Here is an 18,593-nt window from a genome sequence, read left to right as displayed (position 1 = left end):
AAACGCAATTTTATTAAATCAGCACTGTGTTTTTATTCTCTCTCCGTTCTTCTTATGGTTATAAGAGCCCGTGCTGGCAGGCGCTTCACCTTCAGGCAGGTAATCAACGTGAAAATTGAATCGATCGACGTCACCGTCTTCACTTATCCCACTCGTCGCGTTTCCGACAGTGCAGGACATTCTCATCCGGGCGATGAGCATCAGGCCAGTATGGCGTTGCTGACCATCACCGCCGACAGCGGTCACAAAGGCTATGCGTTCGCGCCGCCGGAAGTGATCCGCCCATACGTGGTGAACAGCTTTTTCCGCAAGGTGCTGATTGGGCAGGATCCGTTTGATCGTGAGCGGTTGTGGCAGGATCTGGTGCACTGGCAGCGCGGCAGCGCCAACCAGCTGACCGACCGCGCGCTGGCGATCGCCGAGCAGGCGCTGTGGGATCTGGCCGGGCGTGCGCTGAATCTGCCGGTGTACAAACTGCTGGGCGGCTACCGCGATAAAGTGCCGGCCTACGGCAGCACCATGTGCGGCGACGAGCTGACAGGCGGCCTGTCCACGCCGGAAGAATACGGCCAGTTTGCTGAAAAGCTGGTGAAACGCGGTTACAAGGCCATCAAACTGCACACCTGGATGCCGCCGGTGTCGTTCGCGCCCAGCCCGAAAATGGACGTCAAAGCCTGTGCGGCGGTGCGCGAGGCGGTGGGGCCGGATATCTGCCTGATGCTGGACGGCTACCACTGGTACAGCCGCAGCGAGGCGCTGTATATCGGCCGTGAACTGCAAAAACTGAACTTCACCTGGTTCGAAGAGCCGATGGAAGAGCAGAGCATGGCGTCCTACAGCTGGCTGAACAAGAATCTGGACATTGACGTCATCGGGCCGGAAAGCCTGGGCGGGAAATACTTCAGCCGCGCCGACTGGGTGAAAGAGGGCGCCTGCGACATTCTGCGCGCCGGGGTGCAGGGCGTGGGCGGGATTTCGCCGTGTCTTAAAGTGGCGCATCTGGCGGAAGCCTTCGGCATGGATTGCGAAATTCACGGCAACGGCGCGCCGAACCTGGCGGTGGTGGGGGCGATTAAAAACTGCCGCTGGTACGAACGCGGCCTGCTGCATCCGTTCCTGAACTACGACGAGCCGGCGGCCTATCTGAATACGCTGGTCGACCCGATGGACGAAGAAGGGTATGTCCATTTGTCGCAGCGTCCCGGTTTGGGCGAGGACATTAATTTTGACTGGATTGATGCCCATACGTTGAGCAAGCACTGATAAGACGTTTCAGACGTCTTCCTTTTGACGGTTTTTACCTCCCCCGGCAGCGGGAATCCGGCATCGGGGGAGCGCGATTGTCGCCATCGTGTGTCCTGTGGGGGGTTAAGAGCGCAAATAGTGCTCTTTTTATCGCCAATGGGTGGCTGGGATCGCGTAAAAAAAGGTAAATGGGTAGCGCAGAAAGGTGTGGCTATTTAAAATCGGTACGCTTTCTGTCGTTGATCCTCAAAAGGAATTCTTCATGTCAAAACGTATATTGGCAGCGGTAGTAACTGTACTCTCTCTGACCGCTTTTTCACCGGCTTTTGCCGCTACCACGTCCACCCATGTGTTGCTGACAACCTCCGCGGGCAACATTGAGCTGGCTCTGGACGACCAAAAAGCGCCGGTTTCCGTGAAAAACTTTGTTGATTATGTCAACAGCGGGTTTTACAACGGCACCATTTTCCACCGGGTAATTCCGGGATTCATGGTGCAGGGCGGCGGTTTCGGCAGCGATATGAAGCAGAAACCCACCAATCCGCCGATCAAGAATGAAGCGGACAATGGTCTGCGTAACCTGCGCGGCACCATTTCCATGGCGCGCACCAGCGAAAAAGACAGCGCCACCAGCCAGTTCTTCATCAACGTCGCGGACAACGCTTTTCTGGATCACGGCCAGCGTGATTTTGGCTACGCCGTCTTCGGTAAAGTGGTGAAAGGCATGGAAGTAGCTGACAAGATTTCTCAGGTTCAGACAGAAAATGTGGGGCCGTACCAGAACGTGCCTTCCAAACCGATTGTGATTCAGTCAGCGAAAATCATTAAGAAATAATCGTTTACTGACCTGACATGTCCTGATGAGAGGTTAACGCTGTCCCCTTGCCGTTGAACGGTAAGGGGATTTTTTATTTCAACCGGCGCTAAGCGTCCGCTTCCTATCTTTAATCAGCGCAGGCTGATAAAGACACGTCTTTAGCCATCAGGCAACGCTACCCCACCAACAAAATGTTAAATGCCAGCCACTTAGCGTGACTGGCATTCGCCGGTAAAGTTTTATTGCACTGAACGGATAAAAGCCGACGTTATTCCAGCTCTTTGGCCATTTGCTGCAGCCAGGCGTCCACACCGGTACTCGGGACTGTCAGAGTACGTTGGGTAGCCGCTGCGGTCGGGTAACCGCCCACTTCGCTCTGGCTGTTGACGAAGGTGCCGCTGCGTTTCTGGAAATCGCTGACGATGCGTTTATCCACCGCGTCGCGATCTTTCGGGCGAGCGCCGGCGTGCTGCGTCACCTGATTGACCACCGACGAGGAACTGATCGCGGTCAGCCCGGTGGGCCATACCGGCGCCGATTTCAGCAGGTTGATGCCGGTGCCGGAGGTTTGCGCCACGGCCTTGCCTGATTTGTCGAAGGCCAGGTTGTCGCTCATCCAGACATCGCCGCCGGTGGTGTTGCTGCCGACCAGCGACAGGCCGGACTTGGTGTTGGCGCCGTGATACATCACGTTACCGGCGATCGCCACTTTGGCGTTCACCGGCAGGGAGCGGCCTTCCCATTCGCTCTGCACCGCACCGACACGAATACCCCAGATGCCTGGGTTGTAGATCAGGTTGTTGACCACCACGCCGGTAGTCGCGCCCTTGAACCAGGGGTTACGCTCGTTGTTGTGGGCGTACAGGTTGCCGATGATCGCCGCGTTGGTCACGTTATCGTGGACCAGCGTGCCCATCGAGTGAATGCCTTTGGAGTGGCTGGAGTCGTACAGGCCTTCCGCAATGATGTTATTGGAGAAGGTGACGTTATGAGCCGTACCGGACTGACCATCGTAACGCGGCCCGGAAACCGACAGGTTTTCGTCGGTGCCCCAGGCAAAGCTACAGTGGTCTACCACCACGTTATAGGCGTCCGGCCCGTAGAGCGACACATCTTTCTCAAAGCCGCTCTTCTTGGCGTGACCGTTATCGCCGATGCGGAAACGGATATGTTGTATCAGTACGTCATGGGTGGAGATCATCATGCCGCCCTTGACCAGCGTGATGCCCGGCGACGGTGCAGTCTGACCGGCAATGGTGACGTAAGGTTCGGCAAGCCGGATGTCTCTATCCGATATGTCGATCACGCCGCCCACTTCAAACACGATAATGCGCGGGCCTTTGGTGGCCAGCGCTTCGCGCAGCGAGCCGGCGCCGCTGGAGGCCAGCGTAGTCACGCGGATGATTTTGCCGCCGCTGCCCGCTACCGTCTCGGTTCCGAATCCTTTCAGGTCGGGGGCGGCGGTGCTGGCGGCCTGAGCGGTCAGGACGCTGGTGCTGAACAGTAAAGCAAACAGAAGGGTATGTTTCATAATGGCTTGCTCCTTATGCCGGGTCGTGTCCTGTCTGGCATTAGTGACACGGCGAGATAAAAAAGCGGGCGAGCGAATGTCGCTCCCCCGCTCCATAGTGGCTCCGCTATCCGCCCGGGCTTGCCGGGCGGATGGGGTTCCAGACATCAGCGTGGCTGACGGGAACCGATTATTTACAAGCTGAGCTGGTCAGCTCGGCCAGGTTTTTACCGACACCAGCGTAGTTAGCCAGTTTGTCCTTCACGCACTGTGCGCTGACCGGGCTGTAGCTGTAGGTCACAGTCGGGTAAGTACCGGTGGAAGTCCAGCTATCGGCGTTGACGTAAGCTTTGGTATCCGCCGTCCAGGTGATGTTGTAGGTAGCGAAATCAGCCGGTTTGGTGATGTTGTTGTTTTTCAGCACCCAGGTGCCGAAATTGCTGCCGTCGTAGCGGGACGTCACCGGGTTCACCGCGTTTTCGAACCAGTTGCTTTCGACCAACGCCTTGCCGTTCTGACGCACGTTCAGACCAGAGCTGGTGATGTTGGTGTACAGGTTGTTGTAGGCGTGTACGTTACCGCCGCGCTGCAACGGCAGACGGGCGTTGACGTCATTGTAGATGTTGTGGTGGTAAGTGATGTTGCGTTCGGCGCTGTCAGAGGCGCTGAACCCTGCCAGACCGACTTTCTTCACGCCGTGGATGTAGTTGTAGGAAATGGTGACGTAAGTGGCGCCTTTCTTGATGTCAAAGGCGGATTCGAACGTGGTGTCGCCGTCTTTGGTGCCATCACACTCGTGGTTGGCGGCAAACAGTTCGTTGTGGTCCAGCCAGATGTTCGGCGAGTTGTCGATACGGAACATATCGCCATCCTGAGCGCCGCCCGGCAGGTAGCCGATACGCATGTTGCGTACGACTACGTCGGAGGAGTTCACGATCCAGATGCCGAAGTTGGCGGAAGAGCCGTTGGCGCCGATGATGGTGATGCCTTTGGTGAAGTCTTTGATTTCCACGCCGCGGGCGTCTTTGCTCCACTGGCCGCAGATATTGGCGGCAGCGGCGTTGATCAGCGAATCTTCGTTACCGGTATAGGTGATGACCAGCGGGTACGCGCCGCCTTTCACCTTTTTGCCTTTGGCGTCGAGTTTGGCGGCATCGATGATATCGATGATGTCCTGCATGGATGCTGCGGTTTTGCTGACGGCTCCTGTCACGTTGCCCCCGGAAGTGGTGGCATAACCGCCTGTCGCAGCCAGACTGGATTGACTAAAGGCCAGCAGCAGACCGGCGGCAATCGGGGCAATGAATGATTTCATGAGTAGTATTCCTGTTTTTGAAAAATGTGAGATGGGCATTTATCGTTCCACATGCCCTTTATAGGTTGGTGCGGCAGGGGTATCCCGGCCATGTTTCAGGTTACGAACGCGCCGACGACCCTCGCTCACCCCAGTCACTTGCTTCTGTCGCTGGGGTTTGCCGGTTGCCGTCTGCCCGCAACCCGAATATTTAGGGGATAGATAAGTAAAACCGAATCGCACGAATCAACCTGTGCTCAGTTTTAGCTCAAAAGGGGGACATTTCAATAGTTGGAACGGCGGTTCATTATTAGTGGTGATTATGTTTTTGCAAATTTTGACAGACGTCACTTTTGGCGGCCGGAGTTCTGACCACTTAGTTATAACGTTTGATAATTAAAAGATGATTAATTATCAAATTAGCGTGAAAAGCGGCATAAGGCAACGTGCATAGCCGGTAGCGTTCCGCATCGGGTTCATGGTGATAAGGTGCCATGACGGCCTGGCTGCGTATCGAAGAAGAAAAAGAGCGGGCGTGTGGCCCGCTCGGTGATGGGGCGTCAGCCGGGCTGTTTTCATGCCCGGCTTTCGCTGTCGGATTATTTACAGGCTGCGCTGGTCAGCGTCGCCAGGCCTTTGCTCACGCCGGCGTAGTTAGCCAGTTTGTCCTTCACGCACTGCGCGCTGACCGGGCTGTAGCTGTAGGCCACCGTCGGGAAAGTACCGGTGGAAGTCCAGCTATCCGCGTTGACGTAAGCCTTGGTGTCCGCCGTCCAGGTGATGCTGTAGGTAGAGAAGTCGGCCGGTTTGGTGATGTTGTTGTTTTTCAACACCCAGGTGCCGAAGTTCTTACCGTCATAGCGGGACGTCACCGGGTTCACCGCGTTTTCGAACCAGTTGCTTTCGATCAGCGCCTGACCGTTCTGGCGCACGTTCAGGCCGGAACTGGTTACGTTGCTGTACAGGTTGTTGTAAGCGTGCACCAGGCCGCCGCGCTGCAACGGCAGACGGGCGTTGACGTCGTTGTAGCGGTTATGGTGATAAGTGATGTTGCGGCCGGTGTCGCTGCTGCTGGAACCGTCCAGACCGACTTTCTTCACGCCGTGGATGTAGTTGTAGGACACGGTGACATAGTCCGAAGCCCCCTTGATATCTACCGCGGCCTCAAAGGTGGTGTCGCCGTCCGGCGTACCGTCGCATTCGTGGTTGGCGGCAAACAGTTCGTTGTGGTCGATCCAGACGTTTGGCGAATCGTCAACGCGGATCATGTCGCCATCTTTGGCCCCGCCCGGCAGGTAGCCGATACGCATGTTTTGCACCACCACGTCGGAGGATTTCTTAATCCAGATACCGAAGTTGGCGGAAGAGCCGTTGGCGCCGATGATGGTGATGCCTTTAGTGAATTCTTTGATTTCCACACCGCGGGCGTCTTTGCTCCACTGGCCGCAGATATTGGCGGCAGCGGCGTTGATCAGCGAATCTTCGTTACCGGTATAGGTGATGACCAGCGGGTACGCGCCGCCTTTCACCTTTTTGCCGTTAGCATCCAGACGGGCCGCGGCGATGATATCGACGATATCCTGCATCGACGTCGCCGTTTTGCTGACGGCGCCTGTCGTGTTGCCGCCTGCTGTAACGGCGTAGCCGCCGGTGTCGGTGGCGGCCAGCAACGGTTGACTGAGTGCCAGTAGCAGTCCAGCGGTAATCGGGGTAATGAGTGATTTCATAGCGTGTGTTCCTTTTCTCTAAACCATAAATATGTTGCGGGCATGTGCTATTCCCTTCGCCCGTATTGAGGGTGGAGTCGGCATGCATTGGTAAGAGAAATCAAAGTATGCCGGCAGCCAGACTCATTTTTAGTGTAAAAATCGCACAATTCAATAATTGAAATGCCATTTCATTATCTGGATCGAAGAGATCTTTTAATAGTTTTGAGCAGGCTCACGCTAACGTGTTCCCATAATGAAAGCGGGGAATAATTGTTTAGTCATGCTCATGGTTTTGGTTTGGCATGAACTGTGAAATCGGTCACTGGCATTCTGGATGGCTCGCCGGTTGACCTTGTTGCTGACGTCTGCTTCCTCTCTCCCGCATTTCGCCGTATTTCCACGCTGAACAGCCGCGCTCGCTAACCGGGCGATTCCTTACCCTGCTTTTATCGCTGAAATGAGCAGACGGAGAGGATATGCAACCAATTGATGAATTAACAATTTTGTCCGAAGGGATGCACGATGTGGTGCGAAGGCGAATTTTGCGGACCTACACCGCGCGTATGGAGGAGCAGCGGCGACATTTCGCCGGGTTTCAGACCAACCAACAGGGAGAGTTCGACGCCGGATTGCGCCCACTGCTGGACATGAATCTGCTGAATCTGGGAGACAGCATGGAGCCCGGTGCCTATCAGGTTAACAGCAAGCGTTTTGAACGGGCGGTGCTGGATTATTACGCCCGGCTGTGGAACCTGCCGTCGCCGTACTGGGGATACCTGACCGCGATGGGGTCGACCGAAGGCAATCTGTTCGCGCTGTGGAATGCGCGCGATTTTCTGTGTGGCGCGGCTACCACGCACTGGCCGGCCATGACGCATGCGCGTTACGCGCCGGTGGTGCTGTATTCCGACCACAGCCACTATTCGCTGGCGAAAGCCTGCCGGGTATTGCAACTGGCGACGCCTGCCGAAGCCGGGCCGACGCTGGGGCGTTGCCCAATCAACGCCGGCGTGTGGCCGCGAGCGGTACCGTGCGACGACGCCGGGCGAATCGATGTGGAGAGCCTGCTGCAACTGGTGATGTTTTTTCATCGCTACCGGCGGCCGGTGATTGTCTGCCTGACCAGCGGCACCACCTTCAGCGGCTCCTGCGACGACTGGCCGCAGATTACCACGCAACTACGGCAGCGCCTGCCGCCCAATACGCCGCAGCAGCGCAGTTACTGGGTGCATGTGGATGGCGCGCTGTCGTCCAGTTATCTGCCGTTCTGGCCGGAACCGGAAGGGCGCCAACTGGCGATTGATGCGCAGGCGGCGTCGCTGCACTCCATCTGCGCCAGCCCGTACAAATGGCTGAGCATGCCGTGGCCGTGCGGCGTGGTGATGCTGTCGGCGCCGTATCGCGCGGTGGCGCTCAGCCGCCCGAATTATATCGGCAGCGGAGACTCGACCTTATCCGGTTCGCGCCCCGGCCTATCCGCGGTGGTGTTGTGGAACCAACTGTGTCGCCTCGGCGAACAGGGGCAGCGGGAGATGATCCGCCGCTGTCACGACATACAGCGCTACGCTCACCAGCAACTTCGGTACCTATTTGAACGGCTTGATCCCGGCCGGGAACGACTGTTTCTGCAACCGTTACTCAGCGGCTCGCTGATGGTGCAGTTCAGCGCGCCCAGTCCGTCCATCATCGAGCGTTTCTCGTTGTCCAGCGAACAACTGATGGTGCAGGGCAAGCCTGCGCTCTTCTGCCATCTGGTGGTGCTGCCGCATTGCCATCGGGCGCTGGTGGACAACCTGTTGTGGGCGCTGGGTCAGCCAGGCGCTTTTCCATCGGCCGGGGAGGTGTGAGATGCGGATTCTGTGGTCATGCTGCGGGCTTGTTTTGTTGCTTATGGGGTTGCCGGCGTGGTCCGCGCCGGCGGATAGCGCGGCGGATGCCCGCCCGGTGGATGTGAGTGTGAGCATTTTTATCAATAAGATCTATGGCGTGAACACGCTGGAGCAGACCTACAAGGTCGATGGCTACATCGTGGCGCAATGGACCGGAAAACCGCGCAAAACGCCGGGCGATAAGCCATTGATTGTCGAAAATAACCAGATCGAGCGATGGATCAATAACGGATTATGGGTGCCGGCGCTGGAATTCATCAACGTGGTAGGCAGCCCGGACACCGGCAATAAACGCCTGATGCTGTTTCCCGACGGGCGGGTCATTTATAACGCCCGCTTTCTCGGCTCATTCAGCAATGACATGGACTTCCGGCTGTTTCCGTTTGATCGTCAACAGTTCGTGCTGGAACTGGAGCCTTTTTCCTATAACAACCAGCAGCTGCGGTTCAGCGACATACAGGTCTACACCGAAAATATTGATAACGAAGAGATCGACGAATGGTGGATTCGGGGCAAAGCCTCTACCCACATCAGCGATATTCGTTACGACCACCTGAGCAGCGTACAGCCCAATCAGAACGAGTTCTCCCGCATTACGGTACGGATAGACGCCGTGCGCAACCCGTCGTACTACCTGTGGAGTTTTATTCTGCCGCTGGGGCTGATTATCGCTGCGTCCTGGAGCGTGTTCTGGCTGGAGTCTTTCTCCGAGCGACTGCAAACCTCGTTCACTCTGATGCTGACGGTAGTGGCCTATGCGTTTTACACCAGCAATATTCTGCCGCGCCTGCCTTACACCACGGTCATCGACCAGATGATCATCGCCGGGTATGGCAGCATTTTCGCGGCGATCCTGCTGATTATTTTCGCCCACCACCGTCAGGCGAACGGCGTGGAAGACGATCTGTTGATACACCGCTGCCGCCTGGCCTTTCCTCTCGGGTTTCTGGCGATTGGCGGCGTGTTGATTATACGGGGGATTACGCTATGAGCGCTTCACCTTCACGGGCGGCGCTGGCGGAAGCGCTGTTCGCCAGCCTGATCTTTATCGGGCTGCTGGGATTCTCTACCTACATGGTCTACCACAAGTCGATCAGTACGCTGGAACAGGAGATCAAAATCGGGTTGTTGTCGAACGTGCGGGCGGCGGCCTCCACCCTGTCCGGCGATCGGCATCAGGACATTACCGCGCGCACCGTGCGCGATGATCCGGTTTATCAGCAACTGGCGGTGCAACTGGAACGCATTCGTCAGGCATCGCAGGATGTGCGCTACATCTATACCACGGTGCTGGATCAGGACAAGGTGCGGTTTGTGGTGAACCCCAGCCCGCAGAACGACAACGATGGCGACGGCCTGCCGGACCTGCCTCCGGCGTTGATGCAGGTGTATGACAACGCGCCGTCGGAACTGGTGGACGCATTGCGGCAGCACAAAGCTGCGGTGTCGGACCAGCCGTATCGGGACGAGTGGGGCTCTTTCATCAGCGCCTACGCGCCTTTTTATGACCAGCAAGGCGAGTTTCGCGGCGTACTGGCGATGGATCTGGAGCTATCGAGCTTTTATCAGCGGCTGGAAGCGCTCAATCAGGTATTTCGCAAGGCGATCAGCACCATTCTGTTTCTCGGGCTGGTTGTCGGGCTGGCGGTGTGGTGGATGCGGCGCAGCAGCCAGCAGGTCCGGGTGCAACTGGCAAGCCGCGAACAGGCCTACAGCGCGCTGCTGCACGCCACATCGCCTTCGCAACTGGAGCGATTGTATGACTGGCCGCTGCCGCTGCTGTTCCTGCGCGGCGGCGACCATGACCGGCCGCCGGCGTATCTGGCGGCAACGGCTGCCGAACCTTGGCTGTCGGGAGGCGAGCAGGCACAGCAGGCAAGCCTGAGCGAGTGGTGGCGCAATGCGGCGCCGTCGCTGCTTCCCTGCCCGGATTCGGTGTTGGCGATTGCGTCGACTGAAGCGCTGGAGGCGCATTTTTCGCCAGACTGTTGTCACCGTTTCTGGCTGCAGAGCTTTCAACTGTGGCGGCAACTGGCGCAGCAACCGCTGACGATTGAGGTCAGCCAGAGGGAAGAGGCCTTGCTGTATTGGGTGCTGGATGTCCGGCTAACGCGGTGCGGCGAGCCGAACGGCGCTGTGACTGAGGAGCCGGACTGGTGGCGGCGTTTTCTGCGCTGGCAGGCGGAGGCGGAATCCGCGCAGGTGACGATCCGTCAGGTGACGCGCGGCCAGTTGTTGCTGAGCTGGCGAGTGCCTAAATATCCGGAGGCGCTATGATGCCGCGTTTACTACCGATACTGTTAATCGTGCAGACCTTCCTGATCCAACTGGTTTCCGGCATCAATTACGTCACCATTCCGGTGCTGATGAACCTGCAGGGCCATAATAATCTGTGGATCGGCGTGGCGATGGCCTGCGAAATCATTGGCGTGCTGCTGTTCCACCAGCGCCTAAGCCGCATCATCCAGCGGATGGGGTTGATGTGGTCGACGCTGCTGCTGGTGCTGTTGCGCGCCAGCCTGTGCGCCAGTATGGCGTGGCAACAATTTTACCCCGGCTGGCTGGTCAGCATTCTGGGATACGGTCTGTGCACCGGGATGCAGTTGATCCTGTTGCAGACCTGGCTGAATCAACTGCCGTTGCGACGGCGCGGCATCATCATGGGATTGTTTTCCGCCGCGCTGTCGCTGGGGGTGGCGCTGGGACCGGTATTGCTGCAACTGACGCAGGTCTCCATGTCGCAGCGGTTCTGGCTGACCGCGCTGCTCAGTCTGAGCGCGCTGCTGCTGGTGTGGATCGCCCACATCAATCCACTGTCGGGAACGGTGTCCGCGGTGCGTTTTCGCTTTGTCTGCCGCCATGCCCGCGCCATTCTGGTGTCCGCGCTGGTCGGCGGCGTCAGTTTCTACGGCCTGCCCAACTTCCTGACGCTGTATGGCATCAGCGACGGGCTGACGGAGGAGCGGGCGTCGTTGCTGATGACCATGTTCATGCTGGGCAGCGTCACGCTCGGGATGCTGGTCAGCCTGCTGTCGGATTGGGTAAACCGGCAGTGGATCGTGGTGTTCTGCATTTTCTGTTCGGTGGTTTGCGCGGTATTTCTGGCGCTGGCGGTGTATGCCGATTACGGCGCTACGCTGGTGCTGCTGTATATCTGGGGCGGTAGTATGGGCGGCGTTTACAGCATCGGCCTGTCGCTGATCGGCGATCGCTTTCATCCACAGCAGCAGATGTCCGCCAACATGAGCTACACCATGATGGATTCACTAGGCGGCATCGCCGGTCTGATTGGCATCGGCTTCATGATGGACCGTATGGGGCCGGAAGGCATGACGATGGTGCTGGTAGCGGTAGGTTGTGCGTTTCTCTGCTATTTGGTGTGGGAACTGGTCGAACACCAGACGCCTTTTCAATAAACGTCTCTTCTTAATGAGCCCGCACCGTACGGGCATTGCCCGCGGTGTTTCTCTTCCCGATCCCCGGCGTATTGCCGGGGACTGGTTCATCATGTCCTTATTTTCTCCGGGTTTACTGCATGTTCCCCTGCTTTTTGCCGATGTTTACCCAAGAGAGGGAGCGTGTTTCCTCTGCAAACTGACTGCGTCAAGCAATTGAGGAGGAAACCCGATGACTCTTGAAATCAGCCAGGAAAAATTAAAAAAGGTAATGACGGCGGCCAGTGCGGACGACCTCGCGCTGTTCCAGCCCGCGTTGCAGCAGGAGTGCAATGCGGCGGAGATCAACACCCCGCTACGTTTTGCGCACTTTGTCGCCCAGATCGCGCATGAAAGTAATGAACTGCGTGCGCGGGTGGAGAATTTGAACTACAGCGCCAAAGGGCTGCGTTCGGTGTTTGGGCGCTATTTCACCACCGATGAGATGGCCGCGCAGTGTGAGCGCAAACCGGAGTCGATCGCCAACATTGTTTACGCCAACCGGCTGGGCAACGGCGCGACGGAAACGGGAGATGGCTGGAAGTACCGCGGCCGGGGGTTGATTCAGCTGACGGGGCGTGACAATTACCGCACCTGCGGGAGCGCCATCGGCCAGGATTTGGTGACGAACCCGGATTTGATCAGCCAGAACCCGTCGGTGTCGGTGGCGGCGGCGATCTGGTTCTGGAAAAAGAACGGACTGAACGCGCTGGCCGATCAGGATGACGTCAATGGCATTACCCGTCGGATTAATGGCGGCCTTAATGGTCTGGCAGACCGTAAGGACTATCTGGCAAAAGCCAAGCGCGCTTTTGGTTGAGAAGCGGCCGGCGGTTCCAGTCTGGTAAGCGGGAATTCCGGGGTTGCAGGCAGCTCCGGTTTTATCAGAAACAGGCATTCGCCGCGCCGGAACGAATAATTATCCGTTTTACAAAGGAGATCGTCATTCAATAAACGTTCAGTATTTTATTTATCAGTTCTATGTAACCTACTGAGCTACATAGAACTGATAAAACTGATACTAAAGTGATACCAAAATATTTTTTAAGTAAGGCTACTATAAATTTATTAGCCTAAGATAAATGCTCAACTTGTCAGAACGTTTTTAAACAATAAAACGATGACGAGCATTTATTGAGAAATACCGTATTTGCTGTGTGAATGTTCTGCGCCAGTTCCAGAGTGAAAGAAAATATAACCGGAATGATTGCTGATAACTTGTGCGATAATCACGGTTGTTATTCTCTTGCAAACGGAATGGTATACAAACACCGGGGATTTTAAATTCCATATTCAGGAAAGAGAATGATGATGCACCCGTCGAACACTCATAATGCATTATTGAATAACCCACTTTCTGATTTACAGCAATTGGGGATAAATGGAGAAGGAATAAAAATCGGTATTATTGATGGCGCCATTGATTGCCAGCATCCGATATTAAATCATTTAAATATTGAATGCCTTTCTGTGCAGAAAAATAAAAGCACCTCACACGGTACGGCTGTGGCCAGTATTATCGGTGGAAAGGGCGTTGGCATCGCACCGGCGGCAACACTTTTGAGTATTCCCGTCTTTCATGAAGACGAGTGGGGAAATATTCATGGCTGCTCTGAGCGTACGCTGGCGAAAGCCATTCGTGATGCTCGTTTAAAGGGGTGCAATATTATCAACGTTAGCGGTGCGTCATTATCGGTTAATGGCCAGGGAACGGATGAATTACGCAAAGCTGTCGACGATTGCGAAAAAGAAGGCGTATTGGTTATCGCCGCTGTCGGTAATGAAGGCCGTAATAGTGAGTCATTACCGGCGTCGATGGATTTTGTTTTAGCCGTCGGCGCTTGTGATAAAGAGGGATTGCCCGCCTCATTTAATAATTACGGGGTGAAGCTGAGAAAGAAAATGTTGCTGGCATCTGGTGTATCAATCCCTGTTGCTACGCCGAATTATGATCTGTCTGTTGTATCTGGTAGCAGTTTTTCTGCCCCGGTGGTGTCGGCGGTCTCGGCATTAATCATGAGGGCGATGAATGTAGCAAACGATCGTCGTGCGTCAAAAATGATTCGGGACGTGCTGTTTAACACAGCCACCCCACTCGTGTTGTCAACGGCAGGTAATCGGGAGTCTGTTGTATACCGATTAAATATTCAGAAATTATTCCAGCAAATAGCACAGGAATTCTATCACCAACCACCAAAAAGGATCACCACCATGTCAACTGAAGAGAAAATGGTTGAACCCGCCGCCGTGGAGCTGCTGGTTCCCTCGATTATCGACGCCCAGCAGGACATTCAGGATATCGAGCTGGATGACGATGAGGTGCTGGCGCCTTCCAGCCTGAGCCCGGAAGCGAGCGCCCCGTCGCGCGCCGCCGGCCTGTCGTTATCGAAAATCAGCGATCCGGCAGCCAATCACTATGTCCATGCTCCGGCCCGGCGGGTTATGCCGCAATCCTCGCTGCTGGATGCGCGCACGGTCCGCGATCAGGAAAAGATCTTTGTCATCGGCCAGGTCGGCTATGACTTCGGTACCGAAGCGCGGCTGGATTATTTTACCCAGGTGATGGGAAATAAAAGCGGCTACCCGTTTGACCCGGTGCAAATGGCTGAGCACTTGAATACCGGTGATAATGCGGAACAATCCAACGCGCTTATCTGGACGCTGAAAATTGACGGCATTCCGGTTTATGCCATTAAACCGGATGCTCAGTTCGCGGTGCTGGAATATGCCCGTTTGGTGGAGTTCCTGTACGAACAGGAAACCAAAGGCGTGGAGCGCGTTTCCATCGCCGGGATTATCAGCGGCGAAACCCGTTTGTTCAACGGCCAGGTGATCCCCACCATCAGCCCGGTATTACGCGGCATGTTCAACTGGGAATCCCAGGATATTTCCAAGATGCTGATGGGGGAAAGCGCCGTCGGCACGCCGAAATCCAAGGAACTGGTCAACTTCATCAACCGCATTTATTACGAACTGCGTAACCGGGGTTACGAGTCGAATGAACGCGCCATTAACTATGCGGCCACCAACGCTTATCAGATGAAGGAAATCTTCGACGACGCTTTCGGCGAAGGGTTATTCCTGAACAAGATCGGCGCGGAACGCAGCCCGGTCAGCCGTCCGGAATCCGATTGCTGGGACGTGGTGCTGGAATTCTTCAACCCGAAAGAACGCCTCACCGCCGCACGCAAACTGTATCGCTACACCATTGACGTCAGCGATGTCATGCCGGTCACCATCGGTACGCTGCGCAGCTGGCATGCCTATTAATATCGGCCTGCCGAACCATACCGTTTTTCAGCTTTGCCGCCAGTCGGTGGCATTAACCTGGGGATATCCCCAAAACGTAATGCAAATACACTCAAGGAGAAATAACCATGAAACTTCCAACCCAAGCACAGAATGTTAATCGCGCTAACCGTGTTGCCGAAGCCAAAGCGTCCGGCGTTAACCCGGCCTTCTGGGGCCAGGCGCTGAATCTGCTGAAAAAAGCAGGCCAGGGCGCGCTGTCCGGCGTACTGAGCTAATCAGTAATGGTGCATGACCGAATGGTCATGCACCATTTATTCATAATAAAAATAAATAATTAAATGTAGTCTGGTGTTAATTGTGTTGTCAAAATCAGGGGATATTAGGTTAGGTGAATTTACATCATAACTAATTGGTATGCTTTATTGTGGTTGGTGTGCGTAAATATCAACCTGTCGTGAGTGTGGTCTGGTATTTGGAAATGAAGCCATGAAAAGGTGTATTGATTTTGATTGCAGAGGGGAATGTATGTCTAACAACGGATTTATGGTGAACACAGCAGTGATCAAAGACCTCAGGTTAAAAAAAAATTAAGTCAGGAGGAACTGTCAGAACAAAGCCTTGAATCAAAGTGTTATATCTCTATCTCTACAATAAAAAGAGCGGAGTTAGGCAAGCCGATCTCCAGACAAACGTTGTATAAATTTGCAAAATTCTTTGATGTCACCGAGGAGAACCTCGTGCTGCAGTCACATGATCCCGCATCCTGTGATTTTAATTCTGATGAGTATAAATATATCGCATTTTTGTTTGCTGATTTATATCAGATGCTGGTTCTACGTGATGCGAATAAAATCTGATTGTAGATATAGAAAATAATATTTTAATGGTTTTAAGAATGATGCCGTTTTTATCATTGTGATAAGAGTGGTTGCATAAGAATAAAGTAATGGCCTATTCAGCGATACAATAGCGCCGAATATTTATTCGGCTGATTTTAATGCCGGCAGGGAATGCATTTATTTTTATCCCGATACAACGGTGATAATGAGTAAAAAATCAGTAAAGGGATTTACATTATTTTTACCAGGGTTTGTCCAGAGAGTCTGTCGACAGAATCTACGGATTCATTTTGATTGTCGAAATAGCGGTTTGAATGAGAAGGGCGTGTTGCATAAGTCACGCCATTTCTTATGAAGGGGCGCATTTTATTACCTCAACTAATTTGACTGCAGGAAAACCAACGCACCTGCAGCTTGAAACATGACGGGGATATTGTGAAATGTGCACTGGCAGGAGTTGAATAAAGGATTTTCCCGTGAAAACAGAAAATATACTACCTGGTAAATTAAAAAGTATTCCTGCCGAAAAAATACCCCTCATGGGCTATTCGGTGGGGCGACATATCCCGGAATTTATCTTTTTGCCTTCGGTACTGCGTGACCGAATCGATCGGTTGATGTTATCCGGTAGACCCATTTTGCTTTCTGGCGAGCCGGGCGCAGACCTGTCTGAGATTACCGGCTATATTCGCGCCAGACTTCAGGCGTTGCAGGGGCGCTATGTCGAACTGAGCGGCGAGGGCGACCCAACGAAACGGCTGGAGGAGGCACTCGCCGCTATTCCCGACGATCGTCGGCTAACCTTGTGCATTCCTGGTTTTGATACGCTGACCGAACAGCAGCAGCAGAAGGCTCTGGCGTTGCTTCGGGTAGAACATGCCAGGCGGAGCGAGCTACGGCTGGTGTTCGGGCTGATTGCTGCGCCGGCGGAGAACAGCGCGTCGTCGGCGCAGCCCGCTGCTCAACTGGTGTCGGCGTTTGGCTGCCAGTCGCTGTCAGTACCGGCCCTGAAAGGCCGAACGCAGGATATCGCCGAACTGATTCATGCCGCCTGGCAGGCGTACCGTCAGTCAATCCGGCAGACATTGCATCCTGAGGTGCTGTTTCACCTGCATCATTACGACTGGCCCGGCAATGTGCGGCAACTGTGGCACAGTATCGCCCGGCTGTTGATGCTCAGCGACGACGCCGAGATCGACCTGGCGCAGGCCAGTAGTATTCTGCCGCAAATCGTGGCCCGAACGGAGCTGGCGCCGTCAGGCGAGCGGCAGCGGATTAACCGTTCATTATGCGATGCGGTGCTCAGCCGTGATCAGGACGCCCTGCAACAGTTTCACCCGTCGGTAATCAAAGCGCTGCTGTATCTGGGCGAGCATTTCCAGCAGGAAGTAACGTTGATTGAGCTGGCGGAAAATTCCCACATCAGCCCGTCGCATCTCTCCTATCTGCTCAAGCACAGCCTCCGGCTGTCGTTTAAGCAGATTTTGAATCAAACCCGCATTTTCTATGCCTGCCAGCGGCTGGAGTGCCACCCCATGAGCCGGATCACCAATCTCTACCTGGATTGCGGCTATGGCGACCTGAGTCATTTTGAGAAGATGTTCAAACGCTATACCGGCGTTACGCCCATCGAGTTCCGGAAAAAATTCAACCCGGTGGTGCTGCGTGATGAAACCGGGTGACAGCCGACGCCCTTTCTTAACGTCCCCGGTCATGGCATGGCCGGGTTTTCCCCAGGATTGGCGCACATTTATTTATTTCCTTCTCCGGCTGTTTCAGATGTGCATCTGGACAACCGTGTCTTAACTCTTCAGACTCGACATCATTCCTTCTTCATCATGCTGTGTTAGGTATGATGTCTACGACGAGCGTAACGCCATTCACCCGCTGATAGATAAAGATATGTTGCTACTTATCGACAACTACGACTCCTTTACCTACAACCTGTACCAGTATTTTTGCGAGTTGGGGGCGGAGGTGCTGGTCAGGCGTAATGATGCGCTGACTTTGGCGGACATCGAGCGGTTATCGCCGCAACGACTGGTGATTTCCCCCGGCCCTTGTACGCCGGATGAAGCCGGGATTTCGCTGGCGGCTATCCGCCATTTTGCCGGCACGCTGCCGATTTTGGGGGTGTGCCTGGGGCATCAGGCGCTGGGGCAGGCATTTGGCGCACGGGTGGTGCGCGCCCGTCAGGTGATGCACGGCAAAACCTCGCCGGTGCGGCACACCGGCCGCGGCGTGTTCGCCGGGCTGGCAAACCCGTTGACCGTCACCCGTTATCACTCGCTGATTCTGGAACAGGATTCGCTGCCTGATTGTTTTGAGGTAACCGCCTGGACCGAGAACGACGCCGGAATGGATGAGATCATGGGAGTGCGTCACCGCTCGTTGCCGCTGGAAGGCGTGCAGTTCCACCCCGAAAGCATTCTCAGCCAGCAGGGGCATCAGCTACTGAAGAATTTCCTTGATTTATAGAGGGATAGTGGGAGCAAATCCGGCTTTATACCCGTCATGCTTCACGTTGCAGGTGTGCCGGCGTTATTACCAGGCCCTTCCTATTTAGGGCATGTCGGATTAATGATTGCGTATTTTTGATTTTTT

General features: G+C 55.0%; 15 protein-coding genes. 12 read left to right on the top strand and 3 right to left on the bottom strand.

Annotation, left to right across the window (positions count from 1 at the left end; translation table 11 throughout):
- Positions 1-108 precede the first annotated feature (108 nt).
- Together CVE23_RS20490 and ppiA are read left to right on the top strand one after the other, a co-directional pair.
- Positions 109-1,263, top strand: a complete 1,155-nt coding sequence (locus CVE23_RS20490; RefSeq protein WP_038920430.1) for a mandelate racemase family protein — start codon at positions 109-111, stop codon at positions 1,261-1,263.
- 244 nt (positions 1,264-1,507) lie between these two features.
- Positions 1,508-2,080, top strand: coding sequence for a peptidylprolyl isomerase A (gene ppiA, locus CVE23_RS20485; protein ID WP_038920429.1), 573 nt, complete (start codon positions 1,508-1,510; stop codon positions 2,078-2,080).
- Positions 2,081-2,330: 250 nt separating this feature from the next.
- Here the strand turns inward: ppiA and pelZ are convergent, their stop codons facing one another.
- From pelZ to pelC, 3 genes are all read right to left on the bottom strand, one after another.
- Positions 2,331-3,593 carry a pectate lyase PelZ gene (gene pelZ / locus CVE23_RS20480; RefSeq protein ID WP_038920428.1) on the bottom strand — a complete coding sequence of 421 codons (1,263 nt, stop codon included), beginning with the start codon at positions 3,591-3,593 and terminating at the stop codon, positions 2,331-2,333.
- Between the two features lie 169 nt (positions 3,594-3,762).
- On the bottom strand, positions 3,763-4,887 hold the full coding sequence (gene pelB, locus CVE23_RS20475; protein ID WP_049854222.1) for a pectate lyase PelB: 1,125 nt from the start codon (positions 4,885-4,887) through the stop codon (positions 3,763-3,765).
- A 578-nt stretch (positions 4,888-5,465) separates the two neighbouring features.
- Complete coding sequence (gene pelC / locus CVE23_RS20470; RefSeq protein ID WP_049854221.1) at positions 5,466-6,593, bottom strand: pectate lyase PelC; 1,128 nt, start codon at positions 6,591-6,593, stop codon at positions 5,466-5,468.
- Positions 6,594-7,051: 458 nt separating this feature from the next.
- On the opposite strand from pelC, the gene CVE23_RS20465 reads away from it, so the two are divergent.
- The 10 genes from CVE23_RS20465 to CVE23_RS20425 all read left to right on the top strand — a co-directional run bounded on the left by CVE23_RS20465 (position 7,052) and on the right by CVE23_RS20425 (position 18,467).
- Positions 7,052-8,422, top strand: a complete 1,371-nt coding sequence (locus tag CVE23_RS20465; protein ID WP_100850240.1) for a pyridoxal-dependent decarboxylase — start codon at positions 7,052-7,054, stop codon at positions 8,420-8,422.
- A 1-nt stretch (position 8,423) separates the two neighbouring features.
- The gene (locus tag CVE23_RS20460; RefSeq protein WP_038920424.1) at positions 8,424-9,455 is read left to right on the top strand and encodes a ligand-gated ion channel; all 1,032 of its coding nucleotides are present in this window, start codon (positions 8,424-8,426) and stop codon (positions 9,453-9,455) included.
- Complete coding sequence (locus CVE23_RS20455; protein ID WP_038920423.1) at positions 9,452-10,741, top strand: PDC sensor domain-containing protein; 1,290 nt, start codon at positions 9,452-9,454, stop codon at positions 10,739-10,741. Before CVE23_RS20460 ends, CVE23_RS20455 begins: the two co-directional genes overlap by 4 nt.
- Positions 10,738-11,880 carry an MFS transporter gene (locus CVE23_RS20450; protein ID WP_038920422.1) on the top strand — a complete coding sequence of 381 codons (1,143 nt, stop codon included), beginning with the start codon at positions 10,738-10,740 and terminating at the stop codon, positions 11,878-11,880. The genes CVE23_RS20455 and CVE23_RS20450 overlap by 4 nt, the downstream gene beginning before the upstream one ends.
- 211 nt (positions 11,881-12,091) lie before the next feature.
- Positions 12,092-12,718, top strand: coding sequence for a glycoside hydrolase family 19 protein (locus tag CVE23_RS20445; RefSeq protein WP_038664968.1), 627 nt, complete (start codon positions 12,092-12,094; stop codon positions 12,716-12,718).
- Positions 12,719-13,203: 485 nt separating this feature from the next.
- Positions 13,204-15,168, top strand: a complete 1,965-nt coding sequence (locus tag CVE23_RS20440; RefSeq protein WP_100850239.1) for a PatA/PatG family cyanobactin maturation protease — start codon at positions 13,204-13,206, stop codon at positions 15,166-15,168.
- 107 nt (positions 15,169-15,275) lie between these two features.
- Complete coding sequence (locus CVE23_RS22930; RefSeq protein WP_022635150.1) at positions 15,276-15,425, top strand: hypothetical protein; 150 nt, start codon at positions 15,276-15,278, stop codon at positions 15,423-15,425.
- 264 nt (positions 15,426-15,689) lie between these two features.
- Positions 15,690-16,007 carry a helix-turn-helix domain-containing protein gene (locus tag CVE23_RS20435; protein ID WP_107760597.1) on the top strand — a complete coding sequence of 106 codons (318 nt, stop codon included), beginning with the start codon at positions 15,690-15,692 and terminating at the stop codon, positions 16,005-16,007.
- 533 nt (positions 16,008-16,540) lie between these two features.
- Positions 16,541-17,671 carry a helix-turn-helix domain-containing protein gene (locus CVE23_RS20430; RefSeq protein ID WP_225622616.1) on the top strand — a complete coding sequence of 377 codons (1,131 nt, stop codon included), beginning with the start codon at positions 16,541-16,543 and terminating at the stop codon, positions 17,669-17,671.
- Between the two features lie 220 nt (positions 17,672-17,891).
- Positions 17,892-18,467, top strand: coding sequence for an aminodeoxychorismate synthase component II (locus CVE23_RS20425; RefSeq protein WP_038664982.1), 576 nt, complete (start codon positions 17,892-17,894; stop codon positions 18,465-18,467).
- Positions 18,468-18,593 lie beyond the last annotated feature (126 nt).

Origin of the sequence: Dickeya fangzhongdai, assembly GCF_002812485.1 — a bacterium.
Taxonomy (GTDB): Bacteria; Pseudomonadota; Gammaproteobacteria; order Enterobacterales; family Enterobacteriaceae; genus Dickeya; species Dickeya fangzhongdai.
Note: the sequence above shows the minus strand (reverse complement) of the source record. Positions and strands in the feature narration are given on the sequence as shown.

Coding starts and splice junctions, on each gene's coding strand:
- pelC (WP_049854221.1), bottom strand. CDS start 6,593: ATGAAATCACTCATTACCCCGATTACCGCTGGACTGCTACTGGCACTC.
- CVE23_RS20445 (WP_038664968.1), top strand. CDS start 12,092: ATGACTCTTGAAATCAGCCAGGAAAAATTAAAAAAGGTAATGACGGCG.
- CVE23_RS20465 (WP_100850240.1), top strand. CDS start 7,052: ATGCAACCAATTGATGAATTAACAATTTTGTCCGAAGGGATGCACGAT.
- ppiA (WP_038920429.1), top strand. CDS start 1,508: ATGTCAAAACGTATATTGGCAGCGGTAGTAACTGTACTCTCTCTGACC.
- CVE23_RS20450 (WP_038920422.1), top strand. CDS start 10,738: ATGATGCCGCGTTTACTACCGATACTGTTAATCGTGCAGACCTTCCTG.
- CVE23_RS20455 (WP_038920423.1), top strand. CDS start 9,452: ATGAGCGCTTCACCTTCACGGGCGGCGCTGGCGGAAGCGCTGTTCGCC.
- CVE23_RS20460 (WP_038920424.1), top strand. CDS start 8,424: ATGCGGATTCTGTGGTCATGCTGCGGGCTTGTTTTGTTGCTTATGGGG.
- CVE23_RS22930 (WP_022635150.1), top strand. CDS start 15,276: ATGAAACTTCCAACCCAAGCACAGAATGTTAATCGCGCTAACCGTGTT.
- pelB (WP_049854222.1), bottom strand. CDS start 4,887: ATGAAATCATTCATTGCCCCGATTGCCGCCGGTCTGCTGCTGGCCTTT.
- pelZ (WP_038920428.1), bottom strand. CDS start 3,593: ATGAAACATACCCTTCTGTTTGCTTTACTGTTCAGCACCAGCGTCCTG.
- CVE23_RS20440 (WP_100850239.1), top strand. CDS start 13,204: ATGATGATGCACCCGTCGAACACTCATAATGCATTATTGAATAACCCA.
- CVE23_RS20425 (WP_038664982.1), top strand. CDS start 17,892: ATGTTGCTACTTATCGACAACTACGACTCCTTTACCTACAACCTGTAC.